The organism is Citrobacter braakii (genome assembly GCF_009648935.1).
Classification (GTDB): Bacteria; Pseudomonadota; Gammaproteobacteria; order Enterobacterales; family Enterobacteriaceae; genus Citrobacter; species Citrobacter braakii.
In genome coordinates, this window is the sequence record NZ_CP045771.1 from 4,707,111 (window position 1) to 4,720,132 (window position 13,022).

At 53.6% G+C, this 13,022-nt stretch carries 15 protein-coding genes; 6 read left to right on the forward strand and 9 right to left on the reverse strand.

What is annotated here, in order from left to right; translation table 11 throughout:
- Positions 1-53: 53 nt before the first annotated feature.
- Complete coding sequence (gene thiI, locus GFC06_RS22240) at positions 54-1,502, reverse strand: tRNA uracil 4-sulfurtransferase ThiI (RefSeq protein WP_005125147.1); 1,449 nt, start codon at positions 1,500-1,502, stop codon at positions 54-56.
- A gap of 208 nt (positions 1,503-1,710) precedes the next feature.
- On the opposite strand from thiI, the gene xseB reads away from it, so the two are divergent.
- Genes xseB through yajO form a run of 4 tightly spaced genes read left to right on the forward strand, consistent with a single transcriptional unit; the run spans position 1,711 to position 5,771 of the window.
- Positions 1,711-1,953, forward strand: a complete 243-nt coding sequence (gene xseB / locus GFC06_RS22245; RefSeq protein ID WP_016152040.1) for an exodeoxyribonuclease VII small subunit — start codon at positions 1,711-1,713, stop codon at positions 1,951-1,953.
- Positions 1,954-2,853 carry a (2E,6E)-farnesyl diphosphate synthase gene (gene ispA / locus GFC06_RS22250; RefSeq protein WP_153690670.1) on the forward strand — a complete coding sequence of 300 codons (900 nt, stop codon included), beginning with the start codon at positions 1,954-1,956 and terminating at the stop codon, positions 2,851-2,853.
- A 24-nt stretch (positions 2,854-2,877) separates the two neighbouring features.
- On the forward strand, positions 2,878-4,740 hold the full coding sequence (gene dxs, locus GFC06_RS22255) for a 1-deoxy-D-xylulose-5-phosphate synthase (protein ID WP_153690671.1): 1,863 nt from the start codon (positions 2,878-2,880) through the stop codon (positions 4,738-4,740).
- Positions 4,741-4,796: 56 nt separating this feature from the next.
- Positions 4,797-5,771: a 1-deoxyxylulose-5-phosphate synthase YajO gene (gene yajO / locus GFC06_RS22260; RefSeq protein WP_019076159.1), complete on the forward strand. Its 975-nt coding sequence runs from the start codon at positions 4,797-4,799 to the stop codon at positions 5,769-5,771.
- A 100-nt stretch (positions 5,772-5,871) separates the two neighbouring features.
- On the opposite strand, the gene pgpA is transcribed toward yajO, so the two are convergent.
- The 6 genes from pgpA to nrdR form a co-directional block, all read right to left on the reverse strand.
- Positions 5,872-6,390 (reverse strand): phosphatidylglycerophosphatase A, encoded by a 519-nt coding sequence (gene pgpA, locus GFC06_RS22265; protein ID WP_016152036.1) that lies wholly within the window; start codon positions 6,388-6,390, stop codon positions 5,872-5,874.
- Positions 6,368-7,345, reverse strand: a complete 978-nt coding sequence (gene thiL, locus GFC06_RS22270) for a thiamine-phosphate kinase (RefSeq protein ID WP_019076158.1) — start codon at positions 7,343-7,345, stop codon at positions 6,368-6,370. The genes pgpA and thiL overlap by 23 nt, the downstream gene beginning before the upstream one ends.
- 77 nt (positions 7,346-7,422) lie before the next feature.
- A complete protein-coding gene (nusB, locus tag GFC06_RS22275; protein ID WP_000801129.1) occupies positions 7,423-7,842 on the reverse strand; it encodes a transcription antitermination factor NusB in 420 nt (139 codons plus the stop codon).
- Between the two features lie 19 nt (positions 7,843-7,861).
- The gene (gene ribH, locus GFC06_RS22280) at positions 7,862-8,332 is read right to left on the reverse strand and encodes a 6,7-dimethyl-8-ribityllumazine synthase (RefSeq protein WP_047501927.1); all 471 of its coding nucleotides are present in this window, start codon (positions 8,330-8,332) and stop codon (positions 7,862-7,864) included.
- Between the two features lie 86 nt (positions 8,333-8,418).
- The gene (ribD, locus tag GFC06_RS22285; RefSeq protein ID WP_141874912.1) at positions 8,419-9,522 is read right to left on the reverse strand and encodes a bifunctional diaminohydroxyphosphoribosylaminopyrimidine deaminase/5-amino-6-(5-phosphoribosylamino)uracil reductase RibD; all 1,104 of its coding nucleotides are present in this window, start codon (positions 9,520-9,522) and stop codon (positions 8,419-8,421) included.
- Positions 9,523-9,525: 3 nt separating this feature from the next.
- Entirely contained in the window at positions 9,526-9,975 is a 450-nt protein-coding gene (nrdR, locus tag GFC06_RS22290) for a transcriptional regulator NrdR (protein ID WP_016152032.1), read from the reverse strand.
- A 153-nt stretch (positions 9,976-10,128) separates the two neighbouring features.
- Here nrdR and GFC06_RS22295 point away from each other — a divergent pair, with 153 nt between their 5' ends.
- Positions 10,129-10,668 carry a SadB/YajI family lipoprotein gene (locus tag GFC06_RS22295; RefSeq protein ID WP_029139433.1) on the forward strand — a complete coding sequence of 180 codons (540 nt, stop codon included), beginning with the start codon at positions 10,129-10,131 and terminating at the stop codon, positions 10,666-10,668.
- A 298-nt stretch (positions 10,669-10,966) separates the two neighbouring features.
- Positions 10,967-11,830, forward strand: coding sequence for a nucleoside-specific channel-forming protein Tsx (locus tag GFC06_RS22300; protein ID WP_003021561.1), 864 nt, complete (start codon positions 10,967-10,969; stop codon positions 11,828-11,830).
- A 45-nt stretch (positions 11,831-11,875) separates the two neighbouring features.
- Here GFC06_RS22300 and GFC06_RS22305 read toward each other — a convergent pair whose 3' ends face one another.
- Together GFC06_RS22305 and GFC06_RS22310 are read right to left on the reverse strand one after the other, a co-directional pair.
- Positions 11,876-12,568: a helix-turn-helix transcriptional regulator gene (locus GFC06_RS22305; protein WP_016155852.1), complete on the reverse strand. Its 693-nt coding sequence runs from the start codon at positions 12,566-12,568 to the stop codon at positions 11,876-11,878.
- A gap of 23 nt (positions 12,569-12,591) precedes the next feature.
- Entirely contained in the window at positions 12,592-12,957 is a 366-nt protein-coding gene (locus tag GFC06_RS22310; protein WP_016152028.1) for a VOC family protein, read from the reverse strand.
- Positions 12,958-13,022: the final 65 nt, after the last annotated feature.

The following is a 13,022-nucleotide window of genomic DNA, read 5'->3' on the forward strand; positions in this document are numbered from 1 at the left end:
CAAAACATACCGCTTGCAGGCCTGATAAGCGCAGCACCCTCAGGCAAAAGTCACTACGGGCGATATACCTTCACGTTTTCAAAGCCCTGCTCGCGCAGATACAGCGCCTGCAGACGGCTCATCACTCCGCGTTCACACCACAGCAGCCAGGTTTTACTCTGGTCCAGATCGCCGAATTTGGTGCTCAATTTGTAGAACGGCAGAGAAACGACGTCCACACCGTCAACCTTCAGCGGTTTGTCATCCTGTTCATCCACAGAGCGGATATCCAGAATCACATCGTTCGGGCCGAAGCCGCTCACGGTTTCCACTTCCACCACGGTCTGCTGCGTCTGCTGGGCGATATCACGAATATCGATATTGTTCGCTTCTTCAACCACTTTATCGAGGATAGAGAAATCGAAGTTTTCTTCTTCGGCCTCAATCTTCGCTTTAATCGCTTTCACCGTCGGGCTTTTTGAAATCACACCGCAGTATTCCGGCATGGTACGGGCAAAGTCCTCAGTACCAATTTCACGCGCCAGATTAATGATGTGCTCCTTATCATGGGAGATAAGCGGGCGCAGGATCAGGGTGTCAGAAACGTTATCGATCAGGCGCAGGTTGGTCAGCGTCTGGCTGGACACCTGGCCCAGCGCTTCACCGGTTACCAGCGCCTGTACGCCGTAGCGCTCAGCGACTTTCGACGCTGCACGTACCATCATACGTTTAAGGACCACGCCCATCTGACCGTCGTCGACTTTCTCCAGGATCTCGCCAACCACCGGCTCAAAGTTGATCGCGACAAAACGCACGCGATGCGAGCTACCAAAGCGGTTCCACAGATAATGCGCCACCTGGCGAACGCCGATTTCATGCGCTGCGCCGCCGAGATTAAAGAAGCAGTAGTGCACGCGGCAGCCGCGACGCATCAGCATATAGCTGGACACGCCGGAGTCGAAACCACCGGAAATCAGCGACAGTACATCTTCCTGCGTCCCGATCGGGAAACCGCCAATACCTTCATAGCGGCCTTTAACCAGCAGCAGACGGTCGTTTTCGATTTCAAGATTAACCGTCACGTCCGGCTTCGTCAGCTTCACGCGCGCGGATTCAATATGCTGGTTCAGTCCACCGCCAACATAGCGTTCCACCTCAATAGAGCTAAACTCATGCTTACCGCGACGCTTAACGCGTACGCAGAAGGTTTTGCCTTCCAGTTGATCGCGATACTGCACCAGCGCTTTCTCGAAAATATCGTGCATATCGGTAAACGGCACGTCTTCAACTTCGAGAATATGGTGGATCCCCGGAATACGGGTCAGCGCGTCACGAATATCCAGGCGCTGGCTTTCATCTTTAGCGCGAACCTCAACGTGGTCCCAGTGGCGGACAACGGCAAGGTCTTCATCATAGTGCTTTAAAACGTTACGAATGTTCCCTGTCAGAATTTTTATAAAGCGCAAACGCACAGATTGGCTTTTGATGGTGATTTCTGGGAACAATTTAATGATAAACTTCATGGCGGCAATGGTTCTTTGGCAAGTCTGAATGACTTGTAATGGAAAAAAATACAGCAGCCCATACCCTGCGGCTGCATCCAGGCGCGCAAGTATACCACCATCATGGTCATCCTGTGCACATCGCCTTACCATTGTGCGTTATTTGCTTATCAGTGCGAGTCCGTTACCATAGCCTTGTGCTGCCAATACAGAGAGTCAGACATTCATTATGCCGAAGAAAAATGAAGCGCCAGCCAGTTTTGAAACAGCGCTGAGCGACCTGGAACAGATTGTTACCCGTCTGGAAAGCGGCGACCTGCCGCTGGAAGAAGCGCTGAACGAATTTGAACGTGGCGTACAGTTAGCACGTCAGGGACAGGTCAAGTTGCAACAGGCTGAACAGCGCGTACAAATCCTGCTGTCAGATACTGAAGACGCCGCCCTTACGCCTTTCACACCGGATAATGAGTAAATGGATTTTACGCAGCAGCTACAGGCTTGCGTTGAGCAGGCCAACCAGGCACTGAGCCGTTTCATCGCGCCATTGCCCTTTCAGAACACTCCCGTGGTCGAAACCATGCAATATGGCGCATTATTAGGCGGTAAACGTCTGCGCCCGTTTCTGGTGTATGCGACCGGTCAGATGTTTGACGTCAGCCTGAGTACGCTTGATGCTCCCGCTGCCGCCGTCGAGTGTATCCATGCCTATTCGCTGATGCACGATGACTTACCCGCGATGGACGACGATGACCTGCGCCGCGGTCTGCCGACCTGCCACGTAAAATTTGGCGAGGCTAATGCGATCCTGGCTGGAGATGCGCTACAGACGCTGGCGTTCTCCATTATCAGCGACGCCCCGATGCCGGAAGTTTCTGACCGTGACCGCATCGCGATGATCTCTGAACTGGCCCAGGCCAGCGGTATCGCCGGTATGTGCGGCGGTCAGGCGTTGGATCTGGACGCTGAAGGCCATCAGGTAGAATTGGATGCGCTGGAGCGTATTCACCGCCATAAAACCGGGGCATTGATTCGCGCCGCCGTGCGTCTGGGTGCGTTAAGCGCTGGCGATAAAGGTCGAGAATGCCTGGCAATACTCGACAAGTACGCAGAAAGCATCGGTCTGGCCTTCCAGGTTCAGGATGACATCCTGGATGTGGTAGGCGATACTACAACATTGGGTAAACGTCAGGGTGCTGACCAGCAGCTTGGCAAAAGTACCTATCCTGCACTTCTGGGTCTTGAGCAAGCCCAGAATAAAGCCCGGGATTTAATTGAGGATGCCCGCCAGTCGCTAAGTTTGCTGGCCGCACAGTCACTCGATACCTCGGCACTGGAAGCGCTAGCGGACTACATAATCCAGCGTGATAAATAAACCAACATATCCCATGAGCTTGCGATGAGTTTTGATATAGCCAAATACCCGACCCTGGCGCTGGTCGACTCCACTCAGGAGTTACGCCTGCTGCCAAAAGAGAGCCTGCCAAAGCTTTGCGACGAACTGCGCCGCTATTTGCTCGACAGCGTAAGCCGTTCCAGCGGGCACTTCGCCTCTGGTCTGGGCACGGTGGAACTCACCGTAGCGCTGCACTACGTCTACAACACCCCGTTTGACCAGTTAATCTGGGATGTGGGACATCAGGCTTACCCGCACAAAATTCTGACCGGCCGCCGCGATAAAATCGGCACCATTCGGCAGAAAGGCGGTTTGCATCCATTCCCATGGCGCGGTGAGAGCGAATATGACGTACTGAGCGTTGGGCACTCCTCAACCTCCATCAGCGCAGGTATCGGTATTGCGGTTGCCGCCGAGAAAGAAGGCAAGGAACGCCGTACCGTTTGTGTGATTGGGGACGGTGCAATCACCGCAGGCATGGCATTTGAAGCGATGAACCACGCGGGTGATATTAAGCCCGACATGCTGGTTATCCTCAACGACAACGAAATGTCGATTTCAGAGAACGTCGGCGCGCTGAACAATCACCTGGCGCAACTGCTCTCAGGCAAACTCTACTCCTCGCTGCGCGAAGGCGGGAAGAAAGTGTTCTCCGGTGTACCACCGATTAAGGAACTGCTCAAACGTACCGAAGAGCACATCAAAGGCATGGTTGTACCGGGTACGCTGTTTGAAGAGCTGGGCTTTAACTATATTGGTCCGGTGGACGGTCACGACGTGCTGGGGCTTATCACCACGCTTAAGAACATGCGCGATCTCAAAGGACCACAGTTCCTGCACATCATGACCAAAAAAGGTCGTGGCTACGAGCCGGCGGAAAAAGATCCGATTACGTTCCACGCGGTACCAAAATTCGATCCATCCAGCGGATGTCTGCCGAAAAGCAGCGGCGGCCTGCCGAGCTATTCAAAAATCTTCGGTGACTGGCTGTGTGAGACCGCGGCGAAAGACAATAAGCTGATGGCGATCACCCCGGCGATGCGCGAAGGCTCCGGTATGGTGGAGTTCTCACGTAAGTTCCCGGACCGCTACTTTGATGTGGCGATTGCCGAGCAGCACGCGGTGACGTTTGCAGCCGGTCTGGCGATTGGCGGTTATAAGCCGGTCGTGGCTATTTACTCCACCTTCCTGCAACGCGCTTACGATCAGGTACTGCATGATGTCGCCATCCAGAAACTGCCGGTCCTGTTCGCCGTCGACCGGGCAGGTATCGTTGGCGCTGATGGACAAACCCACCAAGGGGCGTTCGACCTCTCTTTCCTGCGCTGCATCCCGGAAATGGTCATTATGACCCCAAGCGATGAGAACGAATGTCGCCAGATGCTGTTCACCGGCTATCACTACAACGACGGTCCAACGGTCGTACGTTATCCGCGCGGTAACGCGGTGGGCGTTGAGCTGGCGCCGCTGGAACATCTGCCAATCGGCAAAGGCATCGTGAAGCGTCACGGGGAGAAAGTAGCGATTCTCAACTTCGGCACCCTAATGCCGGAAGCCGCTCAGGTCGCAGAGTCACTGAACGCCACGCTGGTTGATATGCGCTTTGTGAAACCGTTGGATGAAACGTTGATCCTCGAAATGGCAGCCCAACACGAGGTGCTGGTCACCCTCGAAGAGAATGCCATTATGGGCGGCGCTGGTAGCAGCGTAAACGAAGTGCTAATGGCCCATCGCAAGCCTGTTCCGGTGCTGAACATTGGCCTGCCTGACTTCTTCATCCCGCAGGGGACTCAGGACGAGGCTCGCGCCGAACTGGGACTTAATGCCGCCGGAATTGAGGCCAAAATCAAGGCCTGGCTGGCATAATCCCCTCCCCGCTCCTGCTATGCTTAACTCATCACGAGCATAGCAGGAGTGGATTAATGAAATACAACACCTTAGGAAAAACCGACCTACGGGTCTCCCGCCTTTGCCTGGGTTGCATGACGTTTGGCGAGCCCAATCGCGGCAATCACGCCTGGACGCTACCTGAAGAAAGCAGCCGCCCGATAATCAAACACGCTCTTGAAGGCGGCATTAACTTTTTTGATACCGCCAACAGCTACTCCGCTGGCAGCAGCGAAGAGATTGTCGGCCGCGCGCTGCGTGATTTCGCCCGCCGCGAAGATGTCGTGGTCGCCACCAAGGTTTTTCACCAGGTTGATGATTTAGCGGAAGGATTATCCCGCGCACAAATCTTACGCTCAATCGACGATAGCCTCAGACGCCTGGGTATGGACTATGTGGACATCCTGCAAATTCACCGCTGGGATTACAATACGCCTATCGAAGAAACGCTGGAAGCCCTTAACGACGTAGTGAAAGCCGGTAAAGCTCGCTATATTGGCGCCTCATCCATGCACGCGTCTCAGTTTGCTCAGGCGCTGGCCTTACAGAAACAACACGGCTGGGCGCAGTTCGTTAGCATGCAGGATCACTACAACCTGATCTACCGTGAGGAAGAACGCGAAATGCTGCCGCTTTGCTATCAGGAAGGCGTCGCGGTGATCCCATGGAGTCCGCTGGCGCGTGGTCGCCTGACGCGCCCCTGGGGAGAAACGACCGCACGTCTGGTTTCTGATGAAGTCGGTAAAAATTTATACAGTGACAGCGATGAAAACGACGCGCAAATTGCCGCGCGGCTGACCGGTGTCAGTGAGGAATTAGGCGTAACGCGTGCGCAGGTTGCGCTGGCCTGGCTGCTAAGCAAACCGGGTGTGGCAGCGCCGATTATCGGCACTTCGCGCGAGGAACAGTTGGATGAGTTACTTAATGCGGTGGATTTGACGCTGAAGCCAGAGCAGATTGCCGAGCTGGAAACGCCGTACAAACAGCATCCGGTGGTCGGATTTAAATAATCTGGCATTGCCCGATGGCGCTACGCTTATCGGGCCTACGAAACCGCCATCGTGTTTCCAGGCCAGATAAGGCGTTTACGCTGCCATCCGGCAAACCTATTTAAATGATACCTACCGGCCAGTGATGGCCGATAAAATACAAAATTCCGGCGGAGAGTATTCCGGCCACAATATCATCAATCATGATCCCCGTACCGCCATGCACGTTGCGATCGAACCAACGGATCGGCCACGGCTTCCACATATCCAGAATACGGAAAATCACAAATCCGGCGGCGACCCACTGCCAGTCGTGGGTCGGCAGCGCCATCAGGGTTATCCACATCCCGACAAACTCGTCCCAGACAATACTACCGTGATCGTGCACGCCCATATCTTTCGCCGTTTGATGGCACAGATAAACGCCGATACAGATAGACAACATGACCACCAGTGAATACAGCTGCCACGGCAGAAACGTCATTAAATACCAAAAAGGGATCGCCGCCAGCGATCCCATCGTGCCTGGAACAATTGGGCTCAGCCCGCTGCCAAAACCGGTGGCCAACAGGTGCCACGGATTGCGCATACTCAGGCGGCTTTTGGCGACATCTTTTTTAAGGCGCGGCAAAATGGTCATATCCTTTCCAGTCGAACGTGACGGGTTTTCCGTCGCGCGTAAAGTGAATGCCTTCCACGTCCGCGCTCATCTGCCCAATGCAGGTAAACGATGCGCCGAGATTTCCCAGCGCCACGTCCAGTGCGCCACGGTTAATTTCCGGTACGGTAAAGCATAACTCATAATCTTCACCACCCGAGAGCGCCCAGCGCAGGGCTTGTTCCGGCTCAACGTGTTGGGCAAATGCCGTAGAGTATGGCAACGCATCGACGTTAACCCGCGCCCCACAGCCGCAGGCATTGACGATATGCCCCAGATCGGAAATCAGGCCGTCGGAAATATCGATAGCCGCACTGGCCAGATCGCGCAGGGCTTGTCCCTGCAAAATACGCGGCGTTGGACGCAGATGACGTTTAAGCAGATAGTCTGCGTCTTTTGCATCTGCCACCTGCAAGCGATCCTGCAAAATCGCCAGCCCGGCCGCGCTGTCGCCCGGCGTACCGGTCACATAAATCCAGTCCCCTGGTTTCGCACCGGAGCGTTTTAAGGCCCGTCCAACAGGGACGTAGCCGTGGATACCCAGCGTCATCGACAGTGGCCCACGCGTGGTGTCACCACCTATCAGCTGCATATCATAGTAATTGAGGAGTTCAAACAGGCCATCGCTGAAGGCTTCAAGCCAGGCTTCGTCGACGTCAGGCAGCGTGAGCGCCAGCGTCAGCCACGCAGGATCGGCTCCCATCGCCGCCAGATCGCTCAAATTCACCGCCAGCGCTTTCCAGGCGAGATCGGTGGGATCAATGTCGGGGAGGAAGTGGTTACCTGCCACCAGCGTATCGGTGCTGATCGCCAGCGTCTGTTTTTCAGGGATGTTCAGAAGTGCGCAATCGTCACCAATACCGGTTTCGACATCAAGACGAGACGTTCTTACGCGGTCAAAATAACGGGCAATCAGGGAAAATTCGCCGCATGCCATACGTTATGCCTCAGCAGAAAAAAAAGAAAAAGCCGGGGGCAGCGGAAACAAGTTCCACCATCCAGCCGGCCTCGGGATTACTTTTTGTTGGGGCGAATCACAGGTGCTGCTTTATCCAGTACGCCGTTCACGAATTTATGGCTGTCTTCAGCGCCGAAGGTTTTCGCCAGTTCAATCGCTTCGTTGATGGCCACTTTGTACGGCACATCACTACGTTTAGACAGTTCAAACAGCGCAATACGCAGCACGGCTTTTTCTACCTGACCCAGCTCTTCCAACAGACGAGACAGATAAGGCTTCATTAATCCATCCAGGTACGCGCTGTTAGTCGCCACCCCGGACAGCAGTTCACGGAAATACAGAACGTCGACATCTTTTACGTCCTGTTCCGCCAGGAACTGGTATTCAACATCAGCGATGTCGTTCTGGGACAACTGCCAGGAGTAGAGCGCCTGGACGGCACACTCACGGGCGCGGCGACGAGCAGCAGGTTTCACGGATTTCCCCTTACAAAAATCAGGCCTTGATGGCTTTCAATACATTAATCATTTCAAGTGCAGTCAGTGCAGCTTCTGCGCCTTTGTTGCCGGCTTTAGTGCCAGCACGTTCGATGGCTTGTTCAATACTTTCGGTGGTCAGAACACCGAAGGCTACCGGAATGCCACTGTCCTGAGCGACCTGCGCCAGGCCATTGCTTGCACCGCCAGCCACATATTCGAAGTGCGCGGTACCACCACGAATCACCGTACCTAACGCAATCACCGCGTCGTATTTACCGGATTTTGCAAGTACTGAGGCTGCCAGCGGCAGCTCATACGCGCCCGGAACCCAAACGACGGTAATGTTTTCATCTTTAACCTGACCAATACGTTTCAGGGCGTCGATCGCACCTTCCAGCAGGCTGTCATTGATAAAGTTGTTGAAACGCGCAATGGTGATGGCGACGCGAGCGTCCGGGGTAGCAACGTTAGCTTCAATAATGTTCATATTCTTCCTTCGGATTCACTAGACCCCGCAGGGGGGCGGATTTTATCATAATAATCTGTGCGCTGCTTCCCTTTCGAACCGGGAGATCATGCGCCCACTAAATGCAGGCAAAGGTCCGGACCTACATGGCGTATTTCGTTGAATTTGAAATGGGGGGCGTCAGCCAGTTTCTCAAGGCCTGGAAGCACACATAATCCTCGTGCTTCGCTGCCTAACAGTTTAGGCGCAACATACACGATTAGCTCATCGACCAGACCGGCCTGTAATAACGCGCCCGCAAGCGTTGGACCTGCTTCAACCCAAATGCTGTTAATTTGCTGCTTGCCCAGTTGCATCATCAGCACCACCAGATCCAGATGCCCGTTATGTTCCGGCACCTTCAGGCTGCGCACCGTCTCCGGCCAACTACGAGGATCATCTTTTGTCCGGGCAATCCAGGTTTCTCCAGGCTGTTGCACAATACGGTGTTCCGGCGTGACCTGATTCTGGCTATCAACAACAATGCGGATAGGCTGGCGCAGATTTTCCTGCGGGTAACTCGCCTGGGTTGACTCCCCAAGTTCCGACCAACGCACGGTAAGCTGAGGGTCGTCAGCCAACACCGTAGCGCTGCTGGTTAAGATGGCGTGGCTTTGCGCCCGTAATCGTTGCACATCGCGACGCGCCTGTGGCGAGGTTATCCACTGGCTTTCACCACTGGCCATCGCCGTACGCCCATCAAGCGACGCACCAAGTTTAAGCTGCACGTAGGGGAATCCCGTACGCATACGCTTGAGAAAGCCTTTATTAAGCTGCTCAACCTCGCTCATCATCAGCCCGTGACTGACGTCAATGCCCGCCTGCTGCAAACGGTAGAGACCACGACCTGCTACCTGCGGATTGGGATCCTGCATCGCTGCAACCACACGTGACACTCCTGCGGCAATCAGCGCATCGCAGCACGGGGGAGTACGACCATGATGGCTGCAGGGTTCAAGCGTTACATAGGCAGTCGCCCCTTGCGCTTTTTCTCCAGCCATGCGCAGAGCGTGGACTTCGGCATGCGGTTCACCCGCGCGGTGATGATACCCTTCACCGACGATCTCCCCATCTTTGACAATCACGCAGCCCACGTTGGGATTGGGGTGAGTGGTAAAACGTCCGCGCGCAGCAAGCTTCAGCGCGCGCGCCATGTACAATTCATCCTGCATGGCTTAGTCCTGTAGGCGAGCAATCTCTTCGCCAAATTCTTTGATATCTTCGAAACTCCGGTAAACCGAGGCAAAGCGGATGTAGGCGACTTTATCGAGTTTTTTCAACTGCTCCATCACCAGGTTGCCGATCATCTTGCTCGGCACCTCACGCTCGCCAGTCGCACGCAGTTGTGATTTGATATGATTCAACGCCATTTCGACGTCATCTGAGCTGACCGGACGTTTCTCAAGCGCTCTGAGCATGCCGCTGCGCAGCTTATCTTCATTAAAGGGTTCACGCACATCGTTGCTTTTCACAACGCGCGGCATGACAAGTTCAGCCACTTCAAAAGTGGTGAAACGTTCGTTACAGACCAGACACTGCCGACGGCGGCGTACTGAGGAGCCCTCGCCTACAAGACGAGAGTCAATTACCTTAGTGTCTACGGCGAAACAGAATGGGCAATGCATACGGCGTCCTGTCCTCAGTGGTTAACAGAAATCTATTTTACCCTGAACTGGCGTGACAACAAAGGCACAGCGCTTTTGAGACAAAGGATCGATGCCTTCGTGCTCGGTGCGCACTACCATTATGCTATCGCGACAATGAAGGAAGTAATCACAATGACAAGACGTTACCTAAGAATTCTCCTGGTGGGAAGTCTCTTTAGTCTTAGCGCATGCGCACAGCAAAGCGAAGTACGCCAGATGCATCAAAGCGTTAGCACGTTGAATAAAGAGATGACACAGCTAAATCAGGAAACGGTAAAAATTACACAACAAAATATGTTGAATGCCAAATCAACCAGTGGAGCCTATCTGCTGCCGGGTTCCAATACACCAGCCCGACTGGACAGCCAGATTGGCATGTTACGGATGTCACTTGTCAATATTGCGCCGAACGCCGACGGCACGCGGCTCACATTACGTATTCAAGGTGAATCCACTACGCCTTTACCCGCCTTTAGCGCCACCGTCGAGTATGGACAAATTCAGGGCACCACGGATAACTATCAGGAAGCGAACGTTCAGAACCAATTGGTAACTGCCCCGGCAAGTATCCTTGCTCCCAGCGACGTAGACATTCCGCTGCAGATAAATGGCCTCTCTCCGGACCAGTTAGGATTTGTTCGTATCCACGACATCCAGCCTGTTAATCAATAAACTTTTTTGCGGGACGTTTTGTGCGTTCCGCAACATCACTCCGGCCCGTTTTGTTACTCACCTGACATAACCGATATTTCTGGTAAAACTTGGCAACATTCATGGGAGCCAGTACAATTCGCCGCCTAAAGTAAGCAAACGTGAACGCAATCGATTACGTAAATGATAGAACTGTGAAACAACACATATTTTTGTGAACAATGATTTTTATAATAGGCTCCGAAGAAACACGAAATATTTAGAAACGCAATTTGCGCCTTTTTCACTCCCGAAAGGGATTTCAAACAGTGGCATACATATGAAAAAAACATTACTTGCAGCCGGTGCAGTGCTGGCGCTCTCCTCGTCTTTTACTGCCAACGCTGCAGAAAATGACAAACCGCAATATCTGTCCGACTGGTGGCACCAGAGCGTCAACGTGGTGGGTAGCTACCACACCCGTTTCTCCCCGAAACTGAACAACGACGTTTATCTGGAATACGAAGCGTTTGCCAAAAAAGACTGGTTTGACTTCTATGGCTACATCGATATTCCGAAAACCTTCGACTGGGGTAACGGCAACGATAAAGGCATCTGGTCTGACGGTTCCCCGCTGTTTATGGAAATCGAACCGCGTTTCTCCATCGATAAACTGACCGGTGCTGACCTGAGCTTTGGTCCGTTCAAAGAATGGTATTTCGCCAACAACTACATCTACGATATGGGTGATAACAAAGCCAGCCGCCAGAGCACCTGGTATATGGGTCTGGGTACCGATATCGATACCGGTCTGCCGATGGGTCTGTCCCTGAACGTGTATGCTAAATACCAGTGGCAGAACTATGGCGCATCCAACGAAAACGAGTGGGATGGCTACCGTTTCAAAGTGAAATACTTTGTGCCGATCACCCAAGTTTGGGGCGGCCAACTGACCTACATCGGCTTCACCAACTTCGACTGGGGCTCCGATTTGGGTGATGATCCGAACCGCACCAGCAACTCTATCGCTTCCAGCCACGTCCTGGCGCTGAACTACGATCACTGGCACTACTCCGTAGTAGCGCGTTACTTCCATAACGGCGGCCAGTGGAAAGGTGGAGATACTCTGAACTGGGGCGAAGGCGACTTCAGCGCGAAATCTACCGGTTGGGGTGGTTACCTGGTCGTAGGTTACAACTTCTAATCCTGCCAATTTATCGCAGACAAGCCAGCTTAACCGCTGGCTTTTTTATGGCTGGTCTTCACAGCGTACTTTACGTAAAAAGTCACTTAGCGAGCGATCTGCAGATTCACGAAAATGCCTGTCGAGCGGCGTGATCTTCAGACAACGATCAACGCGAAAGCAGCGATAATCGTCACGTTTCTCGCACCAGGCAACCAGCAACCAGTGCTCACCCCAGAAAAATAACCCCAGCGGCTGAACGTCGCGCCAGGAGAGATTCCCGGACTCGTCGCGATAATGCAGCGCCAGCACCTGCTGCGCCGAAACCGCGCGATGTATGAGATCAAAAGCACTGCGTGAATGCGGCTGATTGCCAAAATCTGGCGCGAAAACCCGCGTTTGCTCGGCTCTGCGCCGACACTCTGGCGGCAATATCGCCAGCACTTTTTCCTGCGCGGATTCTAGCGCCTGTGAGAGTGAATCCCCGCCCCATGTTTTCAGCAACCGAATCGCTACCATTAACGCTTCTGATTCGCGATGCGTTAACATCAACGGCGGCAGATCAAACCCCGCCATTAAGCGGTATCCACTGCCCACTTCACCTTCAATGGGCACGCCGGATAAAGAGAGATCGCGGATATCGCGATAAATCGTCCGTTCAGAAACCTCAAGACGTTCTGCCAGCAGCGCCGCCGTTGTCACTCGCCTGCCACGCAGGATTTGTACAATCTGAAACAAGCGGTCGGCGCGTCTGGTCATTTTAATCCTCAGTCCTGAAAATATTACGCGGGTTGATGTAAACCAACACGATTGCCTTCGCTGTCAGTAAACAGCGCAATAGTGCCAATATCCTGCCCCAGTTCGAGCGGACCAAACACGCACTGGCCGCCAGCGGTGGCGACGCGTTTAAGCGTTGCAGCCAAATCATCCGTATGCAGATAAATAATAGCGCCCTGCGCTGAAGGCGTAATACCGTCAAATTTAGCCAGCGCCCCGCCGGGAGCGGGATCCTGATGTGGAAATACGGCCAGCTCCGCGCTGTCCATATTCTCACGACGCAAAGAAACCTGCATCACTGGCTCATAAAAAGCAATGGCGCGCTCCATTTGTGCCACGGGGATTTCAAACCAGCTAATTACGTTATTCATACTTCCTCCTGCCTGTGTGGGTAATCTCAGAAGGACTATAAGACAGGGCTACTGACAGCATACTG

Coding starts and splice junctions, on each gene's coding strand:
- thiI (WP_005125147.1), bottom strand. CDS start 1,502: ATGAAGTTTATCATTAAATTGTTCCCAGAAATCACCATCAAAAGCCAA.
- xseB (WP_016152040.1), top strand. CDS start 1,711: ATGCCGAAGAAAAATGAAGCGCCAGCCAGTTTTGAAACAGCGCTGAGC.
- ispA (WP_153690670.1), top strand. CDS start 1,954: ATGGATTTTACGCAGCAGCTACAGGCTTGCGTTGAGCAGGCCAACCAG.
- dxs (WP_153690671.1), top strand. CDS start 2,878: ATGAGTTTTGATATAGCCAAATACCCGACCCTGGCGCTGGTCGACTCC.
- yajO (WP_019076159.1), top strand. CDS start 4,797: ATGAAATACAACACCTTAGGAAAAACCGACCTACGGGTCTCCCGCCTT.
- pgpA (WP_016152036.1), bottom strand. CDS start 6,390: ATGACCATTTTGCCGCGCCTTAAAAAAGATGTCGCCAAAAGCCGCCTG.
- thiL (WP_019076158.1), bottom strand. CDS start 7,345: ATGGCATGCGGCGAATTTTCCCTGATTGCCCGTTATTTTGACCGCGTA.
- ribH (WP_047501927.1), bottom strand. CDS start 8,332: ATGAACATTATTGAAGCTAACGTTGCTACCCCGGACGCTCGCGTCGCC.
- ribD (WP_141874912.1), bottom strand. CDS start 9,522: ATGCAGGATGAATTGTACATGGCGCGCGCGCTGAAGCTTGCTGCGCGC.
- nrdR (WP_016152032.1), bottom strand. CDS start 9,975: ATGCATTGCCCATTCTGTTTCGCCGTAGACACTAAGGTAATTGACTCT.
- GFC06_RS22295 (WP_029139433.1), top strand. CDS start 10,129: ATGACAAGACGTTACCTAAGAATTCTCCTGGTGGGAAGTCTCTTTAGT.
- GFC06_RS22300 (WP_003021561.1), top strand. CDS start 10,967: ATGAAAAAAACATTACTTGCAGCCGGTGCAGTGCTGGCGCTCTCCTCG.
- GFC06_RS22305 (WP_016155852.1), bottom strand. CDS start 12,568: ATGACCAGACGCGCCGACCGCTTGTTTCAGATTGTACAAATCCTGCGT.
- GFC06_RS22310 (WP_016152028.1), bottom strand. CDS start 12,957: ATGAATAACGTAATTAGCTGGTTTGAAATCCCCGTGGCACAAATGGAG.